Origin of the sequence: Tellurirhabdus rosea (genome assembly GCF_026278345.1) — a bacterium.
Classification (GTDB): Bacteria; Bacteroidota; Bacteroidia; order Cytophagales; family Spirosomataceae; genus Tellurirhabdus; species Tellurirhabdus rosea.
This window is the reverse complement of the sequence record NZ_CP111085.1, coordinates 387,511-410,199: the sequence shown is the minus strand read 5'-3', so window position 1 is coordinate 410,199 and position 22,689 is coordinate 387,511. Positions and strand designations below refer to the sequence as shown.

Genomic DNA, 22,689 nt, shown 5'->3' with positions numbered 1-22,689 from the left:
AGCGTTATGAATACTTTAACCCGATCTTTTGCCAGCGGCCTGACGGGCGCCCTCGTCCTGACCGTCCTTCACGAATCGGTCCGCCGATTCAACGGCAGTGCCCCGCGCGCCGATATTCTGGGCATGCGCGCCCTCGCCAAAGGCTACCGCGCCGCCGGAGAGACGCCGCCCGCCGATGACGACCTGCACACGATGGCGCTGGGCGGCGACATTCTGTCCAACTCGCTTTATTACAGTCTGGTTGGGCTGGACGGCGGCAAACACGCCCTGGGCTTGGGGGCCGGACTGGGCGCGCTGGCCGGCGCCGGGGCGGTGGTGCTCCCCGGACCTTTGGGACTCGGCACCGCCCCGACCAACCGCACCGCCGCCACGCAGGCCATGACCGTCGCGTGGTATCTGGTCGGCGGGCTGGTGGCCGGAGCGGCCTACAAAGTTCTGGATACCCTAATCGACTAAGCCGTTTCGGGGCTCCATTCGGCCTGGGCCGCGGGCTCAAGCGAGGCGTCCGGCAAGGCGTCGATGGTGGGTTTGAGCGCGTCGAAAAGCGGCGTCTGCACGTTCAGGCGGCGGGCCATTGCGTACAGATCGTAGTAGTAGCTTTTTAACTCGGCCACCGAAGTCCGGGCATGTTTTTCGGCTATCGTCATTACGGAAGGAACGACCAGGAACAGCAGCCGGGTAATCAGGGCGGCCACAAACGAATGGCTGTAGGCCATGCGGCTTTCCGAAAACCGTCGGGGTTCGGTCCCCATTGCCCGGACCACCGCCATCGTTTCGCGCATCACCCGGAACGAATGCCGGATGGCGCCGAAGTGATGGGCATAGTTCAGCATGCCGCCTTCGCGCAGGGCCACACTCATGGTCGCGGCGTTCCAGGCAAAATGCACCCGGCTCCAGCCTTTGAAATCCGGTTCCAGACGGGGCGCAAAGCCCGACTGTTCAAACAGGGCCTGGATGTCTTTCAGGCGGTTCGTGAATCGCCCGTCCGGCTCGGCCAGCACCACCTGCGACGTCAGCGTGCCCTCCAGAATGTTGTTTTGCAGCGCGCCGCCGTTTTGGGGAAACCCGAAGAGGTAGCGCCCGGCCAGTTCGTGCTCGATGTCGCCGAAGGTCTCCCACTGGTTGCCGAAAAACAGGATTGTCGCATCCCCCGCCCGGTTTTGGAGCGTCTCCAGGGTCGCCCGGACGTGGCGGTGAGTTACCGGCACCAGAATCAGGTCGTAGTGGTCCGACGGGTAGAAGGTATGGACAAAAGGCGGCTCGTAGGTCCGGTTTTGGGGCCGGAAGGCACGGGAACGGCGGTCCTGCACGGCTATCGTGACGGGCCCGTTTTGGAACGTATTGGAGCCGCCGGGACGAATGTAGTGCGTGACGTGGTGACCGGCTTCCGTGAAAGCCCACCCGTAGAGGATGCCGATGGTGCCGCTGCCGAAGACGAGAATGTTCATGGCCGGAGAGAAGTTTGGTGCGCCATAAAACACACCAAAAAAAGCGCTTTAGGCCCTAACGCAAATCGGGGTTGGTGCTGATTGTTGTCACCCTATTCGGGCAACGCTTTGCCCAGAATGACCATGCCCCAGTATTCTTCCTTCATCTGCGAAAAATCGAGCCGGTGCGTACCGACGGGACGGTAGCCGTTTTTCCGGTAAAACTGTAACGCGTCCGTGCTGCTGTCCATCGCTTTCAGCCAGACCGTCCGTTTGCCGTTCTGACGGGCAAAGTCGTCCACGAAGCGCAGAACGGCCGAGCCAATGCCCTGCCCCGTAGCTGCCCGAACGAAATAAATCCGTTCCAGTTCGAGCGCGTCGGCGGGCGGCACATACCCGGCTTTGACGTGGCTTTGCGCCGGTTCGCTCAGGTTTAGTTTGAGGAAGCCGACGGGTTTTTCGGCAGCATAAATGAGGAAAAAGCGGCTGCTCGCATCGGCCAGTTCCGTGGCCAGCTGTTCGACCGTGAAGCACTTTTGGGTGTACCAAGCGCCCCGGTCGTGCCAGAGGTGCAGGTAATGATCGCGGTAGGCCTGCAGGGAAACCCGGGCCAGAAGCGGGGCGTCGGCAACGGTAAGCGGACGAATGTGCAGGGAAACAGGGATATTCACATCGGCAAAAATAAGGATCGGCGGTAACCGGTTTCAGCGAGGAGGTAAGTCGCGGCGGGTAGGGAAATTTAGGTTAGCTACCTCTCTTCACTAGGAAAAAAGAAATGCCATATCTGCGCGATATGGCATTTCTTTTTTCCTAGTGAAGAGAGGATAGTCGTAACGAAACGGCTTTTTTGTGGCCGTGCAGCGACTCGGCCTCCGCCATCGCCTCGATGGTGGGTCCCAGCGTCCGGATGCCTTCCTCCGAAATGTGCTGCACCGTGATTTTCTTCACAAAGCTGTCCAGCGAAACCCCGCTGTAGGCCCGGGCAAAGCCATTGGTCGGCAGCGTGTGGTTGGTTCCGGAGGCATAATCGCCGGCTGATTCGGGCGTGTAGTTTCCCAGGAAAATAGACCCAGCGTTGGTGATGCGCTCGGCGACGACTTCCGCCTCTTCGACGCTCAGGATGAGGTGCTCGGCAGCATAGGCGTTCAGCAGATCGATGGCTTCGTCTTCAGTCTCGACCAGAATGGCCTTGCTGTTTTCGATGGCTTTGGCGGCCATGTCGCGGCGGGGCAGGTGCTCCAGCTGGGTCGTCAGGGTCAGGTTGACCGTCTGAACCAGTTTCCGGCTGGTAGACACCAGCAGCACCTGACTGTCCACGCCGTGTTCGGCCTGAGAAAGCAGGTCGGCCGCCACGAAGACCGGAATGGCCGAATCGTCGGCATACACGGCCACCTCCGACGGTCCGGCGGGCATGTCGATCGCCACGCCTTCCTTCGCCACCAGCATTTTGGCGGCGGTCACGTACTGGTTGCCCGGTCCGAAAATCTTGTAAACCTGGGGCACCGTTTCGGTCCCGTAGGCCATGGCCGCAATCGCCTGCGCTCCGCCGAGGCGAAACACTTTGGTGACGCCCACGAGTTTGGCGGCGTACAAAATGGCTGGGTGGTTGCTCGGCGTGCAGAGAATCACTTCCCGGCAGCCCGCCAGCCGGGCCGGAATGCCGAGCATCAGCACCGTGCTGAACAGCGGAGCCGTGCCGCCCGGAATGTACAAGCCCACTTTCTCGATGCCCACGCTCCGGCGCCAGCAGGTGACGCCCGGCATCGTCTGGATTTTCTGGACCGGCTGTTTCTGCGCTTCGTGGAAGGTCCGGATGTTGGCGTAGGCTTGCTGAATGGCGGCTTTCAGTTCGTCCGACAACTGGCTTTCGGCGGCGTCCAGTTCGGCGGCGCTCAGGGCCAGCCCCGACTCGCGCAGGTCGATTTTGTCGAAACGCATAGCCAGTTCATACAGGGCCGCATCGCCTTCCGCGCGAACCTGCGCCAGAATGGGAGCTACGGCTTTTTCAATGGTATCGGTAGCCTGCACCGGCCGGGCCAGCAACGCGGGCCACTCGGCGCGGGAGGGGAAAGCGATGATTTGCATAAGTTAAGTCGTAAGTCGTAAGTCGTAAGTCAATAAGTCGTAAGTGGCTTCGCCTCAATAATTGAACTGGCGGTGCCCCTTACGACCGCAGCGGCGGACCGCTTACGACTTACGACTTATCGACTTTTTAATAAATCATTTTTTCAATCGGAATGACCAGAATGCCCTCGGCACCGGCGGCGCGGATGGCTTCGATGTTTTCCCAGAAGTCGTTTTCGTTCAGCACCGAATGCACCGACGACCAGCCTTCGGTAGCCAGCGGCGTCACTGTGGGGCTTTTCATGCCGGGCAGCAGGGCCGTAATCTGCTCCAGCGCGTGGTTGGGAGCATTGAGCACGATGTACTTGTTGTTTTTGGCCGCCTGAACCGACTTGATCCGGAACAGCAGTTTGTCGAGCAGCGCCTGTTTGCCTTCGTCCAGCAGCGTGCCGGACACCAGAATGGCTTCCGAGCGGAAGATGGTTTCGACTTCTTTCAGGCCGTTGCTCAGCAGCGTGCTGCCGGACGAAACGATGTCGCAGACCGCTTCGGCCAGTCCGATGCTCGGCGCGATTTCGACCGAGCCGCTGATCTCGTGAATCTGGGACGAAACGCCCTGTTCGCGGAGGTAGTTGCCCAGCAGGTTAGGGTAGGAGGTCGCGATGTTCTTGCCGTCCAGGTCGCGGATGCCGTTCCAGCTCTCGCCCCGCGGAATGGCCAGCGACAGGCGGCATTTCGAAAAGCCCAGCCGATGGACGGTCACGACATTGCGGCCGGTCTCGACGGCCACGTTTTCGCCCACAATCCCGAGGTCCGCCACGCCGTCTTCGACGTAGCCGGGAATATCGTCATCCCGCAGAAACAGGAATTCCGCCGGGAAGTTGGACGAAATGGATTTTAACTTGCCGGTTCCGTAATCGAAACGGATTCCGCATTCTTTGAAAAGCTGGTACGAATCCTCACTCAGCCGACCGGATTTTTGCAGCGCAATACGCAGTATGGAAGACACGACGGGTTGGTTCAATTTTTGAAAGTGCAAAGGTAGGAAAAAAACCGTTGCCCTTTCCCCGTTCACCGCACCGCCATGCGCCGGGCCGTTCGTTCCATCAGCCGGTGCATCGGCCAGTTGATGCCCGACAGCGGACCGAGGCGGAACGAATCCTGGTAGGAGGCCACCGGCTCGCCCGAGCGGCAGTTCAGCAGCGTCACCCGGCAGCGGTATTTCTCCCGGACGGCTTCTTCCGGAAACGCGTACGGATTCATCAACCCGCCCAGCGCCGCCCGGCCCGAACGCAGCGAAATGGCCTGAAGACGCATGGACAGCACCGCATCCACCCCCAGCAAAGGTCCTAATTCCTCAGCGGTATACTGGTCAATATTTCTGGACGTGATGCCGTGGAGGGCCAGAAGGCGGTTGGTTTCTGCCGGGGCCTGCAGCCGATACCGCCGGTTTCGTTTCCGGGATTGAAGCTTTTGGTGGAGCACTTTCTGATATTGGTAACCCTGCGAAATCTCTTCCTGAAAAAGCTCGGCGGGAGCCTCCCGCGAATCGGTTGCCACTATAGGCAGTCGAAAGGGCAGCACGGCGACGAGCCGGGCCGAATCAGAAGCCGGTTCTGGCCCAGCAGGCGGTTGGGCCAGCGCGCTGATAAGAAGCAGTAAAGTCAGAGTCATGGCATGTTGAGTAGATGGTGATGGAAGTTTTTCAAGATAAAATAGAAACAGTCTAATGGCAAGAACCACAATAAATTAAATCCCTTCCGCAGAAAGGTTTTCTGGTAACCGGAAAATAGGGTGAAGAGGCCGTTTTTTAGTAGATTTGTTAGCAAAATGCCCAATTACCAAAACTAACTCCTACACTTCATGAGGAAACCTTTCCTGACCGCTTTACTGGCACTGGCCCTCGTCCAGACCGGGTGGTCACAGGTAACGTTCCCGCGGAACGGCGTCTATGACGAACGGCCCGGAATCTACGCCTTCACCAATGCCACCATCATCATCGACCCGCAAACGACCCTGGAAGGAGCCACGTTGCTCATTCGGGACGGACGGGTGGAAGCCGTCGGCAAGACGGTGGTGATTCCGGCCGGCGCCGTGGTCGCCGATCTGAAAGGCAAGCGCATCTATCCTGCGCTGGTGGACATCGACTCGGACTACGGCATGCCGGAGGCCAAACGGGAGCAGCGGCCGTGGAACGCCCCGCCGCAGCTGGAATCGAACAAAAAAGGCGCTTACGGCTGGAACCAGGCCATTCAGCCGGAAACGGATGCCGGGCTGCTATTCAAGGTTAATGCCGAAAAAGCGACCGAACTGCGGAAACTGGGCTTCGGGGCGGTGGTGACTCACCTGCACGACGGCATTGCCCGCGGAACCTCGGCCCTGGTGACGCTGGCCGAAGACCGGGAAAATGCGGTGGTCCTGAAAAACCGGGTTTCGGCTCACTATTCCCTCAGCAAAGGCAGTTCGGGACAGACGTATCCCAACTCGCTGATGGGCTCGGTCGCCCTGCTGCGGCAGACGTATCTGGATGCGGACTGGCACAAAAAGTCCGGCAAAACGAAAGAAGCCAACCTCTCGCTGGACGCCTTCAACGGACTCCAGACGCTGCCTTCGGTCTTCGAAACCAGCGACCGGCTGGGCGTGCTGCGGGCCGACAAGATTGGGGATGAATTCGGCGTGCAGTACATCATCAAAACCGGAACCGACACCTATGCCCGGCTGGACGAAGTGAAAGCGACCGGCGCGGCTCTCATCGTGCCGCTGAACTTCCCGCAGGCCCTCGACGTGGAGGACGCCTGGGACGCCGACGTGGTGACGCTTTCCGAAATGAAGCACTGGGAACTGGCCCCGACCAACCCGGCCGCCATCGCCAAAGCGGGCATTCCGTTTGCGCTGACGACGGCCAATCTGAAAAACAAGGCCGATTTCTGGGCCAACCTGCGCAAAGCGATCGAAGCCGGACTGCCCGAAACCAAAGCCCTCGAAGCCCTGACGACCGCCCCGGCCCGCATGCTGAAAATCGACGACCAGGTAGGTTCGCTGAAACCGGGCATGGTGGCCAGTTTCCTTATCACGAGCGATAACCTGTTTGCAGCCGAAAATGCCATCCTCGAAAGCTGGGTGCGCGGCAAACAGTATGTATACGGCAACAAAGCGGCGGCCGACCTGCGCGGAACATACAACCTGACCATCGGCAACCAGTCGAACCTGAAACTGGCGGTGACGGGCAAAGCCGACAAGCCGGAGTACCAGCTGACGCTCAACGACACCACAAAGCTGTCGCCCAAAGTGTCGGTCATGAACGACCTGATCTCCCTTCAGGTGCAGCTCGACAAAACAAAACCGGGCATGACCCGCCTGAGCGGCTACAAAAGCGGCAACACCTTTAAAGGGGAAGGCGAACTGCCCGACGGAACGCCCGTGAAGTGGTCCGCTACGCTGGCTTCTGCTTTCCAGGAAACCGCCAAAGCAGACGCTAAAACGACTCCGAACGCAGAAATCGGCAAGATAACGTTCCCGTTCGTGGGAATGGGCAACCCCGAAAAACCGAAGACCGAAACGCTGCTCATCAAAAACGCGACGGTCTGGACGAACGAAAAAGACGGCATCCTGCAAAATGCCGACGTGCTGACCCAGAACGGCAAAATCGTGCAGGTGGGCAAAAGCCTGACGGCTCCGGCCGGGGCGCGGGTCATCGACGGCACGGGCAAGCACCTGACCAACGGCATCATCGACGAGCACTCGCATATCGCGCTGTTCTCGGTCAACGAAGGCTCCCAGTCGAGCACGGCCGAAGTGCGCATGGGCGATGCCGTGGATTCTGAAGACATCAACATCTACCGCCAGCTCGCGGGCGGCGTGACAACCTCGCAGCTCCTGCACGGCTCGGCCAACGCCATCGGCGGACAGTCGGCTATCATCAAGCTCAAATGGGGCGAAACGCCGGATAACCTGCTGATGAAAGGGGCCGACGGTTTCATCAAGTTTGCGTTGGGTGAAAACGTAAAACAGGCCAACTGGGGCGAGGCCAACCGCATCCGTTTCCCGCAGACCCGGATGGGGGTGGAGCAGGTCTACATGGACCACTTCACGCGGGCGAAGGAATACGCAAAGGCATGGGCGGCGTACAACGGGCTGAAAGACAAATCGAAAGCCGTAGCCCCGCGCCGCGACCTCGAACTGGAAGCGCTGGTCGAAATCCTGACCAAAAAGCGGTTTATCACCTGCCACTCGTACGTGCAGTCGGAGATCAACATGCTGATGAAAGTGGCGGATTCGCTGGGTTTCAAAGTGAACACGTTTACGCACATTCTGGAAGGCTATAAACTGGCCGACAAAATGGCCAAGCACGGAGCCGGTGGCTCGTCGTTTGCCGACTGGTGGGCCTACAAAATGGAGGTGAAAGATGCGATTCCATACAATGCCGCGCTGATGCACAGCCAGGGCGTTACGGTTTCGATCAACTCCGACGATGCCGAAATGGCCCGTCGCCTGAACCAGGAAGCCGCTAAGGCCGTCGAATACGGCGGGGTGTCGGAGGAAGATGCCTGGAAAATGGTGACCCTGAATCCGGCCAAGCTGCTGCACCTCGACAACCGCCTCGGCTCGATCCGCGCCGGAAAAGACGCGGATCTGGTGCTCTGGAACGCCCATCCGCTGTCGATCTACGCCCGTCCGGAAAAGACGATCATCGACGGAGCCGTTTACTTTGATCTGGAGAAGGAAGACGCCAAACGCGATGCGCTGCAAAAGGAGCGTGCCCGGCTGATTCAGAAGATGCTGGCGGCGAAAGCGGGCGGCGCTTCGGTTGCCCGGCCGGTATTCCGCCGCGGCCGCATGTGGCATTGCGAGGATATCGAAGGGGTGATGGCCGAAGGAGAAGAAGCCACGGAGAAAACCGAAAAATAAGCCGTCCCGGACTTCAGCCCGCGTTTTTATTTCGCCATGTTTTTATTTCTCCCACAGTTCAATTATGCCCACGGTTTCATTTTGCCCACGGTTTCAATTTTGCCCACGGTTGAAACCGTGGGTAACCGGACAAATCCCGGCGGCGCTGAGGAACCGTTTTAACGGTTTAGCTCAGGTCTGAAACCGCTGAAGCGGTTCGGGTTTTTCATCAATGACCGGTTGTCCCACCGATAAATCGGTGGGCTGGATAAATCGGTGGGCTGGATGATTCGGTGGGCTGGTGAATCGGTGGGCTGAATGATTCGGGTGGATACAGAGCATTCAAAAAAAGAACTTCATGAAAAAACTAACCATAACCCTTTGGGCGTTTGCGGCCATGTTCACCGCGAAAGCCCAGAACCCCGCCCCGGCGCGGCCGCAAACGCGGCCCATCGCCCTGACGGGAGCCACCATCCACGTCGGGAACGGCCAGGTGGTGCAGAACGGCGTTCTTGTCTTCGATAAAGGCGTCATCACGGCCGTGGGCGGACCCGGCACCGAAACGAACGGCGCGGAGGTCATCAGCCTCAACGGCAAACACGTCTACCCCGGTCTGATTTCGCCGGCGTCTACGGTCGGTTTGCAGGAAGTGGCGGCGGTCCGGTCTACGCTCGATTACAGCGAAACGGGCTACATCAACCCCAACATCCGGGCGCTGATTGCCTACAACACGGATTCGGAAGTGATTCCGACCATCCGCAACAACGGCGTATTGCTGACGCAGGCCATGCCGATGGGCGGCGTCGTGTCCGGCTCGTCGTCCGTGATGCAGACCGACGGCTGGAACTGGGAAGATGCCGTTCTGAAAAAGGACGACGGTATCTGGCTGACCTGGCCGGGCTACTTCACGCGCGACTTCAACATGGACGATTTCACGGCCTCCCTCAAACGCAACGAAAAGCGGCAGGAAGCCCTGAACCCGCTGCGGGCCACCTTTGCCGACGCGAAGGCGTACGCCGCTCTGCCTAGTCCGGAGACCAAAAACCTGAAGTTTGAAGCCATGCGCGGCCTGTTCGACGGGTCCAAAAACCTGTACATCCGCGCTGATTACGGCAAGGACATCATCGAAGCCGTGCAGTTCGCGAAGGAAATGGGCATCCGCAAACCGGTGATCGTCGGTGGCGAAGGGGCCGACCGCGTGGTGGAGTTCCTGAAAGAAGCCAACGTGCCGGTAATTCTGAACACGCCGCACCGGCTGCCCAACCGCGAGGACGAAGCCGTGGACCTGCCGTACCGCCTGCCTTCTATTCTGGCGAAAGGCGGCGTGACGGTCGCCATCAGCTACGCCGAAGAATGGTGGCGGACCCGTAACCTGCCGTTCCTGGCGGGGACGGCCGCTGGTTTCGGCCTGACGGACCGCGAAGAAGCCCTGAAGCTGATTACGTCCAACACGGCGAAAATTCTGGGCATCGACGGCCAGGTCGGCACGCTGGAACGGGGCAAGCACGCCACGCTGTTCGTCTCCCGAGGCGACGCGCTCGACATGCGGACCAACGTCGTGGAGATGGCCTTCATTCAGGGCCGCAACGTGAATCTGGACGATAAGCACAAGCGGCTGTACAAGATTTACAAAGGAAAATACGAAGGCGAGCGTCCGCTGGCCGAGAAAAAGTAGTGCCGATGGGCTTCCGCCCGTCAGCCTGTACCCCGGAGCGTCGCTTCGGGGTATTTTTTTGAAAGACACCGACCCGGCCGTTTCTGCGGGGCTGTTGCCTAAAAAAATCGCCGGATTGGCGGTCCGGTGTACAAATGCGGCTTACTTTTCCGAACTTTCGCCGGAAATAACAGTCCGCTGCCTATTGATTACAAACCATGATCCGCATCTTCCAGCAAGACGAAACCGCCGTTCGAAAAGTCAAGGATATAGAATCGTTTTCGGCCACCGACCGCACCCTCTGGGTCGATTTGCAAAACCCGTCCGGTGCCGAAATCAAAAGTGTTGAGGAGAAGTTTGACGTCGATTTCCTGTCGCAGCAGGAGCAGTTGGAAATCGAAAGCTCGTCGCGGTACATTGAGGAAGATGACTACCTGATTGCCAATTCCAACTTCCTGATTCCGGATAAGGAGCAGGTGTACATCAACGTGCCGGTCAGCTTCATGCTCAAGGACGACGTGCTATTTACGTACCGGAACGCCGACCTCAAATCCTTTGCCGATACGGTCAAGAAGATCAAATCCCGCCGGGCCGTTTTCCGCGACGGGGCGCAGATTCTGATCAATATTTTCGAATCCCGCATCGATTACGACGCCGACCTGATCGAAGTAGTATCGCAGGAGGTGAAAGCCATCAACAAGCAGCTCGATCTGGACGCGAAACTGGACAAGGAGATGCTGCTGCGGATCAATGATTTTCAGGAACTGACGATGATGATCCGGGAAAACGTAGTGGACAAGCAGCGCGTGGTTTCGGCCATGATCCGGTCGGAGGGCTGGTTCAACGACGCAGAACAGAAACGCCTCCGGACGCTCATCAAGGATATCAATTCGCTCATCGAACACACGAACTTCATCTTCGAGCGGCTCGAATTCCTTCAGGACACCTTCCTCGGTCTGGTCAATCTCGAACAAAACCAGATCATCAAGATTTTCACCGTCCTCTCGCTGGTCTTCCTGCCCCCGACGCTCATCGCCAGCATCTACGGCATGAACTTCCAGATCCTGCCCGAGCTGAACTGGCGCTACGGCTACGCCTTCGCCCTCGGCCTCATGGTGCTCTCCTCGGTGGTGACGCTGGTGGTGTTCCGGCGGAAGAACTGGCTATAAGGGAATTTTGAATGACTGAATGACTGAGGCTCTGCCTCAATTTGAAACTCGCGGAGCTAATCAGTCATTCAGTCATTCAAAATTCAATCATTCAACATCTCCACCCTCGTCAGCACCGGCCAGTGGTCCGAGACGAAGACGTCTTTTTCGACGATGGGCAGGTAGTCGTGGCGAAGGACGTTGATTTTGTCGCCGACGAAGATGAAGTCGATGGCGGGGCCGGTTGCGTTGTATTTGAAGCCGTTGAAGGTCGTGTAACCGCCCGTGTGGGCTTCCTTGCTCAGGTGTTCGGTGTTGCGGAGCCAGAAATCGGGGTCGCTGGTCAGCGTTTTGATGCCCGGTGAGTTTTCCGGCGTGTTGAAATCGCCGGTGAGGATGACGGGCAGGCCGCCGCTGAGGTCCTTGATGCGCCGGATCAGCAATTTGGCGCTGTTCTGCCGGGCCTGTTCACCCACGTGGTCGAAGTGCGTATTGATTACAAAAAGCTGCTTTCCGCTTTGTTTGTGGCGGAAAATACCCCAGGTCGCTACGCGGGTGATGGCGGCGTCCCAGTTTTTACTGCCCACCACCTCGGGCGTTTCCGACAGCCAGAACGTGCCGCTTTTGACGGCTTCGTAACGGGACTTCTGGTAGAAAATCGGGGAAAACTCGCCTTTCTCCTTGCCGTCGTCGCGGCCCACCCCAATCCAGGCGTAGGCTGGCAACTGGTCCTGCAAGTCGGTGATCTGGCCGTAAAGCGCCTCCTGCAATCCGGCAAAATCCACCGAATAATCGGTAAAGACCTTTGCCGCCAGCGCCTTCCGGTTCGGCCAGGCGTTGATGCCGTCTTTGGGATTGTTGTACCGGATGTTGAACGACAACACGTTGGAAGTCAGGGTTGGACGTGGCGGGGTTTGGGCGAAAGCCGTGGAGATGAGCAGAAGCAGGAAAGGGAAGTACTTCATGAAAATGAGTTTTGGGTAAACTATGGAATTGGGTTTCTCGCAGATTTTCGCAGATTTTAAGCGCAGATTAACACAGAAAAATCCGCGTCGCAGCGGCGAACCGTAAATCTGCGCTGAAAATCTGCGAAAATCTGCGAGAAACCATTAGGTCAAGGCATCCGAAACACCGGATACCGGTTATGCGTCGGTTCGTAGTACGGAGAGTTGCGGTACACAAACTCCAACTGGGCCGCGCCGTCCGCCGCGAAGGCCTTGTCGGCCTTTTTCCGGTCTTCGAGCTTTTGCCGCAGTGTGGGAGTTTTGCGGAGCAGTTCCGCTGCTACGTCTTCGAACACATAAGCCGAAAAGTGTTCCTTCTGGCTCAATATACTGTCGAAGAAGTTCCAGGCAAAGAACGAATCCACGCCCTGCGGCTCCAGCGTCTCGACAATGTACCGGTTGGCCGGCTGGCCGACGGGCACCATCACGTCGTTTTTGTAAAAGGCAATTTCCCGCCGTTCCTTCCGCACCTGAACGCCCGTGTGCGGGTAATGCCCCTCGTAAGGCCGCGTCGCCGTTTTGTAATCCTCGATAAAATACGCCTCCACCGTCAGGACCGTGTCTTTGGCCAGCCGCTGCACCCGGACCCCGTTGCGCTCCAGTCGCTCGATGACCTCTTTCCAGCCCTGCGGAATGACGTAGGCCGACGGCTTTTCCACCTCGATGGCCGGAACAAAGTTGTTCCAGAACGGAATGTTTTTGGTAAAGGGCGCGGTCCGGTCGTACCAGAGCCGTTTGCTGCCGGACACCTCGCTGGGCTTGTACCCGGCCGCGTAGCCGTTGAATTTGATGGAATCGACCCCTGTTTTGTCCAGCTTCCACGTCAGCGGGAAGGTGCGTTGCCCGGCAATGGCCTCGTCGGCTTTCCGTTTGTTGGCGACGATTGCCGCCGCGTCGCGCTGCACCAGCCGCAGGGCTTCTTCCATGAACGCCAGCGTGCCCTTCACCCGCGACGGGTAATCCTTCAGCATGTGCAGTTCGACCACAAACCCCATGCAGTTGAACAGCGCCGCGTAGCCCGAACTGTAGCGGGGCGCGTCGTTGAACCCTTCAATTCCGCTCTCCGGCGTGTCGGAGAAATTGTTGACGTACGGCACCGGCTCGAAGCCGCGCTTGGTGAGCGCCCGGTCCAGTTCGGGCTGCAGCGTGCGGGTCATGTACTGCGAAACCTGCGGGTGCAGCTTGTCCTTCTGCGTCGGGAAATACGTCATGATATGCTGGTAATCGGCCCCATTGCTGGTGTGGTTGTCGATGAGCACGTGCGGCTGGTAGGTGCGGAACATCCGCTGCCACGTCCGTGACTCCTGGGCGTCGGTCTTGATAAAATCGCGGTTGAGGTCGAAATTCCGGGCGTTGCCGCGGAAGCCGTACGCCACCGGGCCGTTCTGGTTTGGGCGCGAGACGCCCCGGTTCAGCATGCCGCCGATGTTGTAAACGGGCACGATGGCCAGCAGGACATTTTTGGGAAGCTGGCCGCTTTTGAGCATATCCCGCATCCAGAGCATGGTGGCGTCGATGCCCTCCGGCTCGCCGGGGTGGATGCCGTTATTGATGAGGACCGTCAGGCGGGCCGGGTTGGGCGTAAAGGTCTTTTCGGCAGACACCAGAAACAGGTGCAGCGGCTTGTCGGTATCGGTGGGGCCAATTTCCAGCAGTTTGGCCTCTTCGTATTGCCTGTCGAGCTGGCGGTACCAGTCGATGATTTCGTCGTAGGTGGCGGTTTCGGTGCCCTTGCTCCGTTCGTAGCGGGAGGTCTGGGCGGGGGAGAGGAGTGGCATCAGCAATACGGCGAGAAGAAAAAACGGTTTCATACGGATGAATTGAGCCGTGAAGTTCCGCTTTTTAGCCGTAGTCTGAAACGGGTGAAGGCGATTGTTTTGCTGAAAAAATAAATCGCAGGCGAGCCGATGGTCCCGCCTGCGAGGCAATCTTCCCGTTTCAGGACTGGGGCTGGTTGTTCACCGCTTCGATGCGCCCGAACATCCAGTTGCCGATTTCGTAGGCTTTGGACTTGATAAATTCGGCCCGGGGCCCTGCAAAAAGCTCATCCACTGTGCCGAACCAGATGCCCAGCCAGCGTTCGAAGTGCTCGCGGCGGAAAGGGTGCGTGGCGTTTTTCTCGAAATGCGCCCACATGAGTCCGCCGGGGTAGGAAGCCGTCTGAAAAATCCAGTTGTCCCAGAAATCATACGTGCGTTTGAGGTGAAACTCCCAGCGCTCGGGCGACAGGCGGAAGACCGGGGCCATGACCTCGTCCTGATGAATGTATTCGTAGAACCGGTTGACGAGCCGCTCGATGTCCGCGCGGCTTTCGATATCGGTGCGTGTTGGTGACGTTTCCATGCCGCAAATTTCGGCATTTAGGGACAGAAAAGGATTGACAAAAGTCAGTCGGCTGGAAAAAAATATCCCCAAAAACAAGCGGAGGGGAGCCGGGTTCAGCCGCGGAATTTCGCTCCGCCTGACCCGACTCCCCTCCGCTTAGCGTTGCGGCAAAACGTTAGTTGCCTCCCGGCCGTTCGCCCCGCGGGAAACCACCGCCACCGCCGGGGGCTCCGCCGCCCGGGAAATTGCCCCGGAACCGGCCGCGCTGATTCTCTTCGTTTTGGTTGTTCTCCCCGTTCTGGTTGCTGGCCGCGGCCCCTTTGAACTGCCGGATGGTGTACGTAAACGTCAGCATGAAATACCGTTGCAGCACCAGCGACTGGGTCGTCTGAAAGTACGTGTCGGTCAGGTTCTGGCTGATGGCCCGGTTCTGGCCCAGCAGGTCGAAGACCGAGAGCCGGAGGTCGCCGCGCTGGTCTTTCAGGAACTTCTTACCCACGGCCGCATTCCAGAGCGTGTACCGCTGGTTGAAATTGCCTTCAAACGATTTGTACTGCTGGTCGGAAATGTCGGACTGGAAGACAAAGCCCGGTCCGAAGATCCAGTTGATGCGCCCGGACAGGGTCTGGAAGAAGTAGCGGTTGTTCAGCTGCGGCTGAACCGTGTTTTTGACTAGGTTATAATTCCGGAAATAAGAGGCCGAGAAATCCAGTTTGGTGCTGATGTTGCTGCTCAGCGTCACGCCCTGCGTGAAGGTAGCGCCCCGCGAGTAGTTGATCCGGTTGTTGATCTGGCTCGGCGTGCGGCTGATGCTGTACCCGGCGTTCACGCTGAGGCTGGACTTCATGAACTTCAGCGGCAGGCTGTAGGTGGCAAAGGAACGCAGGTTGTAGAAACCGTCGAGGTTGACCGGCCGCGACAGCTGCACGCCCCGTCCGATGAGCGAATCGTTCGGAAGCCGGGCCGTCCCGTCGCTGATGAGGGTCGAGTTACCGATGTAGTTGCTCGTGGCGCTGCCGCCCAGCAGCAGGAACAGGCTCTGCGATTTCTGCGGTTTGGTCAGGCTGTAGCGGGCCGTCAGGTTGTGGTTGTACGACTGCTTCAGGTCCGGATTACCCGCCGTCAGGAACAGCGGATTGCTGTTGTCGATCACGTTCTGCAACTGCGTCACGGACGGCGCCTGGGTATTGGTCCGGTAAAAAAGCCGGATGCGGCTCTCGTTCGTGAAGCGGTAATCGAAGTTGGCCGAGGGCAGGACGTTGCTGAACGTCGCGTCGACGTTGTTGCGGCGGGGGTAAATCTGCTCGCTGGCCAAGTCCGCCCGCTGGTATTCCACGTTCGCGTTGAGGCCCATTTTCTGGGTGCGGAGATTATAGCCGACCCCGGCGCGGTTGGTGTAATAGTCGTTTTTGAAATGGTTCGAAAGCAGCAGGTTCGGGATGATGTAATCGCCGACTTCGGCGTCAAACTGGCGCACGTCGCGGTCCGAATCGCTGTAGCGGTACGAACTGTTGAAGGTCAGCTGCAACTGGCTTGTCTTGCTCAGGGGTTCGGTATAGGCGATGTTTCCGGAAAACTGGTACGTCGGGTTCTGGTTGCGGGTGCGCTGCTGAATCCGCTGGGTCCGGAGGCTGTCGTTAAAGAACTCGTTGAGCGAGAACTGCAGATTGGTCGCGTCGCGGTCCGACAACGAGGTGTTTAAACTGAGCGAAATGGTCCGGCCGGGCTTGGTGAAGCGGTGGCGCAGCAACAGTTCGTTGTTGAAATTATAGCCCATGCTGCGGCCGTCGTAGCGGCTCTGGCTGCGGTTCAGCAGCGAACTGTCCGGTCGGGTTGTCTGCCCAGCTACTTCGTTGTCCGAATCGTTGCGCTGCAGGCGGAGCGACGGAATCAGCAGCAGGGAAGTGCGGTCGCTGATGGCGTACTCCAGGCGCAGATCCAGGCGGTGGTTGAAGCCTTCGCTGCCGCTGCGGGTGTTTTCCCGGTAATACTGGCTGTTGTTGCCCGGCAGGAAGTACTCGCGGTAATCGAAGGTCGAGTTGCGGTTTCGGTTATTGTTGAAAAAATAACTGCCCCGCACCGTCAGTTTGCCCCAGTCGTCGGTAAAGTTGAGGCCAACCGAGTTGGTACGGCTGATGCCGGGCTGCTGGCCTGTCTGGAAAGCGCCGCCGCCCCCACCGCCGCCGCCCTGACCACCGCGGCCGCCACCGCCGCCCCGGAAGCCGCCCCCTCCACCGCCGCCGACGCCCTGAAGGTCCTGGGCCGAGAAGTTCTGCTGGTTGATGTTGTTGCTCAGACCGATGAGCGAAATCCGCCGCGGCCCTTTGAAGTAGTTGATGTTGCCGCCCGTCGAATACGAATCGCTGGTTCCGTAACCGGCAAAGACGCGTCCGAAAACGCCCTGCTGCCGGTCCCGCCGCGTCACGATGTTGATGGTTTTGGTGGTGTTGCCGTCATTGAAACCCGTAAACTGCGACTGCTCGCTCAGTCGGTCGAAGACTTCGATCTTATCGACCACTTCGGCGGGCAGATTTCGGAGGGCAATACTCGGGTCGTCCCCAAAAAACGGTTTGCCGTCCACCAGCACCCGCTGCACGTTTTCCCCCTGCGATTTCACCTGCCCGTTCTCCATCGTGATGCCCGGCATTTTGCGGATCAGGTCTTCGGAGGAAGCGTCGCGGGTAACTTTGTAAGCGTTGGCGTTGAACTGGATGGTGTCGCCTTTCTGCTGCGCCCCCGGCGTCTGGCCGACGATGGTGACTTCCCGCAGGTTCCGGGCGTTGTCTTCCAGAACGAGATCGCCGAGTTCCTCGACGGCATTCTGGACATTGACCGAACGGGAAAAGTCGTTGAAACCGAGGTACGTAGCCCGAAGCCGGTACGCGCCGGGTGCCAGGGAAGGAAACGAGAATCGGCCGGAAGTGTCCGTCAGGGCATACTGGCGCTGGGTAGTGTCGGCTTCCAGCGACAGTATGACCGGGACGCCGACCAGAACGGCTTTATTCTTATCCACAAACCGCCCGTTCAACTGACTGGTCTGGGCGAAGAGCGGCACCGAGAGGAGCCAGAAGACAACAAAGCCTGCTCCAAACCGAAAGAAGGGGGGAGCAGGCTTTAGCGAATAATTCTTTCTACAAAAAGGTAGGAATGCTTTCATGTGAGTTATGTTTTGCCTCGTAAACCGTACTAAAACGGGATTGTTCGGCCCATTCTTGACGGTCACAAGTTAAGCATACCTCCCTGCAGAAAAATCCGCGTTCGTCGGCAAATAGTGCTAATTCATCGGTGAAGATTTACACACGCCCGAACGGCTCCCTGGCCTGCCTGCAATTGCAGCACCTGCGTGGCGCAGCGCGGGATTTCTTCGGGATAATGCGAGACGTACAGCAGCGTCCGGTCGGAGTGCGAACAGAGTTCGTCCACCATGTCGCGGAAGCGGGCCGTATGCGCGGGATCAAGGCCCTGGCAGGGTTCGTCGAGGACCAGCAGCGGCGGGTTCTTCACCAGCGCGCGGGCCAGCAGAACCCAGCGCTGTTCGCCGGTCGAAAGGCCATCGAGGCGTTTGTCCCGCAGCGGCTCAATCCGTAAAAGCCGGAGCATAAAATCGGTCTGTTCTGCCTGCTCCGGGGTCAGTTTCCGGAAAAGGCCGGTCGTGTCGAACAGCCCGGAGGCCACCACTTTCCAGACGGGCTGTTCCCGGGGAAAATACAGATGCAGTTCGGGCGAAACGAACCCGATGTTGCGTTTGATGTCCCAGATGCTTTCGCCCGAACCCCGCCGCCGGTCGAAGAGGTCGTAATCGTTGCGGTAGCCCTGCGGGTTGTCGGCCGTAATGAGGCTGAGCAGCGTGGATTTGCCCGAACCGTTCGGACCCAGGACCGCCCATTTCTCGCCCCGGCAAACGGTCCAGTGCAGGTTGTCCAGCACGGGTTTATCGTTGTACCGGACCGTCACGCCGCGCATGTCGATTGCCTTTTCGAACGAAGCCGGAGGCGCGTTCAGCCAGCGGGGCAGGAGCGAGGCATCCGTCAAGGTTTCCGGCCGGGAGTGGCTGTCTTCGGGTCGTTCGGCGATGGGGCCGGACCACCGGATGCGCCCGTTTTCGAGGAGCATGCCGTGCGTGATGCAGGCCGGAATTTCGCGGGGTGTCGTCACCAGCAGCAGCGCCGTTCCTTCGGCGGCAATGGCGTTCAGGATGCGGTGCAGGCGGACCCGGCTGTCGGCGTCGAGCCCGCCGAAGGGATTATCGAGGAGCAGGATTTTCGGGCGGCGCAGCAGCGAACGGGCCAGCAGCGTGCGGCGGGTTTCTCCATTGGAAAGGGACGTCAGCCGCCGGTCGAGCAGGTGGACAATCTGCACCCGGTCCGCAATTTCGGCCAGCCAGTCGTCGGCGTAGGCGGGCGGCAGCGGGGCAATCGACTTTTCATCGACGGTGCCCGGTGGCCGGACCTGATTTTGGAGCACCTCCCGGACGGTGGGAGCCTCGGCGGCGGTGTCGGCCGTGTACCGCTGCTGGTAGAACTGGGCCGCCGCCGCAACGTTCCGGTCGAAGCGGTAGTCCACGGCGACCCGTTCGACCACTTCGCGGAGCGGGCTGGGGTGCTCGTACTGGCCCTTGAAAACGGGTAGCAGACCGGCGACGGCTTCCAGCAGGGAGCTTTTTCCGGAACCCGTCGGGCCAAAAAGGGCCCAGTGCTGGCCGGGGTTTATCTGCCAGTCCAGATCAGACAGAACCGGCCCCGTCGGGCGGCGGATGGAGGCGTTTCGAAAACGAAGCATTTATCGGATGAACCAGACTTTGGTGATCAGCCCGTTCCGGACTTCGTAGACGGCCGTGGCGTACACTTCGTAGCCCTTGCCGGTAACTTTTTCGCGGTCGATCACAAAATTTCCCTGCACGATCCGCCCGACCAGGGCGGCGTAGTTTTCGGGGTTGTTTTTGAAATACCCGGCATACTGCTGACGCAGGGCCTGTTTGCCGGACAGCATCACTTTGTTGGGCCATTGGTACAGAACCACGCTGTCGGCATAGGTCGCCACAAAAGCGTCTACGTTCTGGGCGTTGTAGGCGTCGAGCTGTTTCTGAACAACTTTTTCGGGTGCATCCTGGGCGGCAGCCGCAAAGCTCAGGAAGAGTACGGAGAGGAAAAGGGTAAGCGTTTTCAATAGTTATGAATTATGAGTTATGAATTAAGAGTTAAGCGGAGTCCGCCGCAGTAGTTAACTCCGCCTGTTCAGGAACCTAAATTAGCGTAGCCAACTCATAACTCATAATTCATAACTCTTAACTCCTCTACGCAAACACTTTGAACCGCTCGTACGCCTGCCGTTCCAGCGTTTCGCGATGGTCGGGATGGGCGATGTTGATGAGTGCCCGGGCGCGCTGGCGGAGGTTTTTGCCGTACAGGTTCGCTACGCCGTGTTCGGTTACGATGTAGTGGACGTGGGCGCGGGTGGTGGTCACGCCGGCTCCCTGCTTGAGGAACGGGACGATCTTGCTTTCGCCGTACTTCGTCACCGACGGCAGGGCGATGATAGGCTTGCCGCCTTCGGAGAGGGACGCGCCCCGCACAAAGTCCATCTGCCCGCCGACCCCGGAATACTGGTACGTGCCGATGGTGTCGGCGCAGACCTGGCCGGTCAGGTCCACCTCAATGGCGCTGTTGATAGCCGTTACTTTCGGGTTGCGGCGGATGATGGCCGTGTCGTTGGTGTACGAAACCTCCTTCATGACCACGCCGGGGTTGTCGTCCAGAAAATCGTACAGCCGCTGGCTTCCCATGGCAAAGCACGAAACCAGTTTGTACGGAAGCACCTTCTTCATTTCGCCCGTCACAACGCCGCGCTCCACGAGGTCGATGATGCCGTCGGAGAACATTTCCGTATGGATGCCGAGCTTCTGGTGGTAGATCAGTTCGGCCAGAACGGCGTTTGGAATCCCGCCAATGCCCATTTGCAGCGTCGCCCCGTTGTCTACCAAGTTGGCGACGTGTTTGCCGATGCGCTGTTCGATTTCGCTCGTCGGTTTGGGGTTGACGATGTAAATCGGATCGTCGCAGTCGATGGCGGCATGCAGCGCCTTGACGTGAATCATGCCGTCGCCGTGCGTCCGGGGCACGTTCGGGTTGATCTGCGCAATGACGTATTTGGCCGTTTTGACCGCCGCCAGCGACACATCGACCGAGGGGCCGAGCGAGCAGAAGCCGTGCGGGTCGGGCGGCGACACCTGAATCAGGGCGACATCAATCGGCAGGATATTGCGGCGGAACAGAAGCGGAATTTCGCTCAGAAACACCGGCACATAGTCGGCCAGACCGGCGTTCAGTTCTTTCCGCATGTTGGCCCCGATAAAAAAAGCGTTGGCGTTGAAAATGCCTTCGTACTTCTCGTCCAGATACGGCAGCGGGCCTTCGGTATGAATATGACAGATTTCGACGTCGGTCAGCTCGCCGGCCCGGGCAACCATGGCGGCGATGAGGCGGTGGGGAGTCTGGGCGACGCTGTGCACAAAAACGCGGTTGCCGGACTGAATGACTTGTACGGCCTGCTCGGCGCTGACCATCGGAACTAAATGACTCATGCTGTTGGAATTCAGGTTGTTGGTAGTAACCGCCGATTGCCGGACAAGGTTTTGATTTCTTTCGAAGGAGGAATAAAGGAAACTCCGTTGAAAATTCGCTACCAGCCCGTAAATTTCCGGCCTTAATCCTTTCCATGATGCGGGTTCTATCACTCCTGGCGCTGATTTTACTCACCGTAAATCTAAAAGCGCAGACAGTTACTGAAAAATCAATTTACCAGGGCCAGCTATCGGGACTTCGGCTGGTGCTTCGGTTGTATCCCGATTCGCTGACGGGCAAACCGGCCGCTCACTTCGAAAGTCCGGACCAGACGACGCAGAAGATTCCGGTCAGCAGGCTGCACCTGAGCGGGGACAGTCTGGTGGCCGAGTCCGCGCTCATCAACGGCAACCTGAAAGCCCGTTTTTCGGCCGACCGGCAAACGCTCAGCGGCACCTGGTCCCAGCATGGCCGGGCTACGCCCATGACGCTGAAAAAAGTGGCGAAAGTCGAAAGCGCGGCGCGGCCGCAGACGCCCAAACCGCCGTTTCCGTACCGGAGCGAAGACGTTACCTATGCCAGCGCCGACAAAAGCATCCGTTTTGGCGGAACCCTGACCCTGCCGTCGGGCAAAGGCCCTTTTCCGGCGGTGATCCTCATTTCGGGCTCCGGACAGCAGGACCGCGACGAGACGCTGTTCGGCCATAAACCGTTTCTGGTCATTGCCGACCACCTGACGCGGAACGGATTCGCCGTGCTGCGGGTGGACGACCGGGGCGTCGGCCAGACGACGGGGATTGCCGGTACCTCGGCCGAACAGGCCCGGGATGTGCTGGCGGGGCTGGCGTTTCTGAAAACCCGCTCGGAAATTAATCCGAAAAAACTGGGTTTGGTCGGCCACAGCGAAGGCGGCATCATCGGTCCGCTGGCGGCCGTGCAGTCGAAGGATGTCGCGTTTCTGGTTTCGCTGGCGGGCATCGGGGTCAAAGGGCTGGACCTGATCAAGCGGCAGAATTACGATATTCTGAAAGCGAGCGCCCCTATGAGCGAAGAGTTTTTGGGCTACTTCAACGACATGTACGCGGCTCTGTACATCGAAACGGCCCGCCAGCCGCTCGACAAGCCCGACCTGACCGCTGACCTGAAGCGGGCGATGAAGGACTGGCAGGCCCGGCAGCCTGAAAGCCGTCTGCGGCAGATGGGCGTAGCGGGAGAGGCCGGGGAGAAGGTGGTCGAACAGTTTGCTCCGACCGCCAGCCAGCGCTGGTACCGTTCGTTTTTGCAGTACGACCCGGCGCCGGTGCTTTCCAAACTGACGATTCCGGTGTTGGCCCTCAACGGCGAGAAGGACTTGCAGGTATCATCGGCCGAAAACCTGGCCGGATTTGAAAAGTACCTCAAACAGGCGGGAAACAAGCGGTTCAAAACCCAGTCGTTTCCGAACCTGAACCATCTTTTCCAGACGGCAAAAAAAGGAACGATTCAGGAATACGGGCAGCTTGAAGAAACGTTCTCCCCGCAGGTGCTGGCAGTGATGACGGACTGGCTGAAGGCAGCGGCGCAGTGAGGTGGGGTTAGAGATTCCGTCTGGGTGACTCCTGCGGTGTAAATTTCAATTTC

At 58.9% G+C, this 22,689-nt stretch carries 17 protein-coding genes; 5 read left to right on the top strand and 12 right to left on the bottom strand.

The annotated features are described in order from the left end of the window. Window positions 1-6 precede the first annotated feature (6 nt). Window positions 7-456, top strand: coding sequence for a hypothetical protein (locus ORG26_RS01670; RefSeq protein ID WP_266366775.1), 450 nt, complete (start codon window positions 7-9; stop codon window positions 454-456). Here the strand turns inward: ORG26_RS01670 and ORG26_RS01665 are convergent. The 5 genes from ORG26_RS01665 to ORG26_RS01645 all read right to left on the bottom strand — a co-directional run bounded on the left by ORG26_RS01665 (window position 453) and on the right by ORG26_RS01645 (window position 5,165). Next, window positions 453-1,448, bottom strand: a complete 996-nt coding sequence (locus ORG26_RS01665; RefSeq protein ID WP_266366773.1) for a ketopantoate reductase family protein — start codon at window positions 1,446-1,448, stop codon at window positions 453-455. The genes ORG26_RS01670 and ORG26_RS01665 overlap by 4 nt on opposite strands. Before the next feature lie 92 nt (window positions 1,449-1,540). Beyond that, window positions 1,541-2,098 carry a GNAT family N-acetyltransferase gene (locus ORG26_RS01660; protein ID WP_266366770.1) on the bottom strand — a complete coding sequence of 186 codons (558 nt, stop codon included), beginning with the start codon at window positions 2,096-2,098 and terminating at the stop codon, window positions 1,541-1,543. A 139-nt stretch (window positions 2,099-2,237) separates the two neighbouring features. Continuing rightward, window positions 2,238-3,512, bottom strand: a complete 1,275-nt coding sequence (gene hisD, locus ORG26_RS01655; protein WP_266366768.1) for a histidinol dehydrogenase — start codon at window positions 3,510-3,512, stop codon at window positions 2,238-2,240. 127 nt (window positions 3,513-3,639) lie between these two features. Next, entirely contained in the window at window positions 3,640-4,500 is an 861-nt protein-coding gene (hisG, locus tag ORG26_RS01650) for an ATP phosphoribosyltransferase (protein ID WP_266366766.1), read from the bottom strand. A 62-nt stretch (window positions 4,501-4,562) separates the two neighbouring features. Continuing rightward, window positions 4,563-5,165, bottom strand: a complete 603-nt coding sequence (locus tag ORG26_RS01645; RefSeq protein ID WP_266366764.1) for a hypothetical protein — start codon at window positions 5,163-5,165, stop codon at window positions 4,563-4,565. A 189-nt stretch (window positions 5,166-5,354) separates the two neighbouring features. Between ORG26_RS01645 and ORG26_RS01640 the strand changes: the two genes are divergently transcribed. The 3 genes from ORG26_RS01640 to corA all read left to right on the top strand — a co-directional run bounded on the left by ORG26_RS01640 (window position 5,355) and on the right by corA (window position 11,201). Then, a complete protein-coding gene (locus ORG26_RS01640; protein ID WP_266366762.1) occupies window positions 5,355-8,399 on the top strand; it encodes an amidohydrolase family protein in 3,045 nt (1,014 codons plus the stop codon). Window positions 8,400-8,736: 337 nt separating this feature from the next. Next, on the top strand, window positions 8,737-10,053 hold the full coding sequence (locus ORG26_RS01635; protein ID WP_266366760.1) for an amidohydrolase family protein: 1,317 nt from the start codon (window positions 8,737-8,739) through the stop codon (window positions 10,051-10,053). Between the two features lie 197 nt (window positions 10,054-10,250). Then, a complete protein-coding gene (gene corA / locus ORG26_RS01630; RefSeq protein ID WP_266366758.1) occupies window positions 10,251-11,201 on the top strand; it encodes a magnesium/cobalt transporter CorA in 951 nt (316 codons plus the stop codon). A gap of 83 nt (window positions 11,202-11,284) precedes the next feature. Here corA and ORG26_RS01625 read toward each other — a convergent pair whose 3' ends face one another. The 7 genes from ORG26_RS01625 to ORG26_RS01595 form a co-directional block, all read right to left on the bottom strand. Further along, window positions 11,285-12,145, bottom strand: coding sequence for an endonuclease/exonuclease/phosphatase family protein (locus tag ORG26_RS01625; RefSeq protein WP_266366756.1), 861 nt, complete (start codon window positions 12,143-12,145; stop codon window positions 11,285-11,287). A 149-nt stretch (window positions 12,146-12,294) separates the two neighbouring features. Next, the gene (locus tag ORG26_RS01620; RefSeq protein ID WP_266366754.1) at window positions 12,295-13,995 is read right to left on the bottom strand and encodes a M14 family metallopeptidase; all 1,701 of its coding nucleotides are present in this window, start codon (window positions 13,993-13,995) and stop codon (window positions 12,295-12,297) included. Between the two features lie 127 nt (window positions 13,996-14,122). Beyond that, a complete protein-coding gene (locus ORG26_RS01615; RefSeq protein ID WP_266366752.1) occupies window positions 14,123-14,527 on the bottom strand; it encodes a group III truncated hemoglobin in 405 nt (134 codons plus the stop codon). Between the two features lie 157 nt (window positions 14,528-14,684). Further along, on the bottom strand, window positions 14,685-17,666 hold the full coding sequence (locus ORG26_RS01610) for an outer membrane beta-barrel protein (protein WP_266366750.1): 2,982 nt from the start codon (window positions 17,664-17,666) through the stop codon (window positions 14,685-14,687). Between the two features lie 122 nt (window positions 17,667-17,788). Next, on the bottom strand, window positions 17,789-19,288 hold the full coding sequence (locus tag ORG26_RS01605; RefSeq protein WP_266366748.1) for an ATP-binding cassette domain-containing protein: 1,500 nt from the start codon (window positions 19,286-19,288) through the stop codon (window positions 17,789-17,791). Beyond that, a complete protein-coding gene (locus ORG26_RS01600; protein WP_266366746.1) occupies window positions 19,289-19,675 on the bottom strand; it encodes a nuclear transport factor 2 family protein in 387 nt (128 codons plus the stop codon). A gap of 127 nt (window positions 19,676-19,802) precedes the next feature. Then, window positions 19,803-21,089, bottom strand: coding sequence for an acetyl-CoA hydrolase/transferase family protein (locus ORG26_RS01595; protein WP_266366744.1), 1,287 nt, complete (start codon window positions 21,087-21,089; stop codon window positions 19,803-19,805). Window positions 21,090-21,223: 134 nt separating this feature from the next. Here ORG26_RS01595 and ORG26_RS01590 point away from each other — a divergent pair, with 134 nt between their 5' ends. Further along, window positions 21,224-22,636, top strand: a complete 1,413-nt coding sequence (locus tag ORG26_RS01590) for an alpha/beta hydrolase family protein (RefSeq protein ID WP_266366742.1) — start codon at window positions 21,224-21,226, stop codon at window positions 22,634-22,636. The last annotated feature ends 53 nt before the right edge of the window (window positions 22,637-22,689 follow it).

What these genes read in the sequence shown, in the direction of transcription:
- ORG26_RS01640 (WP_266366762.1), top strand. Translation starts at nt 5,355, where the DNA reads ATGAGGAAACCTTTCCTGACCGCTTTACTGGCACTGGCCCTCGTCCAG.
- ORG26_RS01645 (WP_266366764.1), bottom strand. Translation starts at nt 5,165, where the DNA reads ATGACTCTGACTTTACTGCTTCTTATCAGCGCGCTGGCCCAACCGCCT.
- ORG26_RS01670 (WP_266366775.1), top strand. Translation starts at nt 7, where the DNA reads ATGAATACTTTAACCCGATCTTTTGCCAGCGGCCTGACGGGCGCCCTC.
- hisD (WP_266366768.1), bottom strand. Translation starts at nt 3,512, where the DNA reads ATGCAAATCATCGCTTTCCCCTCCCGCGCCGAGTGGCCCGCGTTGCTG.
- ORG26_RS01615 (WP_266366752.1), bottom strand. Translation starts at nt 14,527, where the DNA reads ATGGAAACGTCACCAACACGCACCGATATCGAAAGCCGCGCGGACATC.
- ORG26_RS01610 (WP_266366750.1), bottom strand. Translation starts at nt 17,666, where the DNA reads ATGAAAGCATTCCTACCTTTTTGTAGAAAGAATTATTCGCTAAAGCCT.
- ORG26_RS01625 (WP_266366756.1), bottom strand. Translation starts at nt 12,145, where the DNA reads ATGAAGTACTTCCCTTTCCTGCTTCTGCTCATCTCCACGGCTTTCGCC.
- ORG26_RS01595 (WP_266366744.1), bottom strand. Translation starts at nt 21,089, where the DNA reads ATGAGTCATTTAGTTCCGATGGTCAGCGCCGAGCAGGCCGTACAAGTC.
- ORG26_RS01635 (WP_266366760.1), top strand. Translation starts at nt 8,737, where the DNA reads ATGAAAAAACTAACCATAACCCTTTGGGCGTTTGCGGCCATGTTCACC.
- ORG26_RS01590 (WP_266366742.1), top strand. Translation starts at nt 21,224, where the DNA reads ATGATGCGGGTTCTATCACTCCTGGCGCTGATTTTACTCACCGTAAAT.
- corA (WP_266366758.1), top strand. Translation starts at nt 10,251, where the DNA reads ATGATCCGCATCTTCCAGCAAGACGAAACCGCCGTTCGAAAAGTCAAG.
- ORG26_RS01665 (WP_266366773.1), bottom strand. Translation starts at nt 1,448, where the DNA reads ATGAACATTCTCGTCTTCGGCAGCGGCACCATCGGCATCCTCTACGGG.
- ORG26_RS01620 (WP_266366754.1), bottom strand. Translation starts at nt 13,995, where the DNA reads ATGAAACCGTTTTTTCTTCTCGCCGTATTGCTGATGCCACTCCTCTCC.
- ORG26_RS01605 (WP_266366748.1), bottom strand. Translation starts at nt 19,288, where the DNA reads ATGCTTCGTTTTCGAAACGCCTCCATCCGCCGCCCGACGGGGCCGGTT.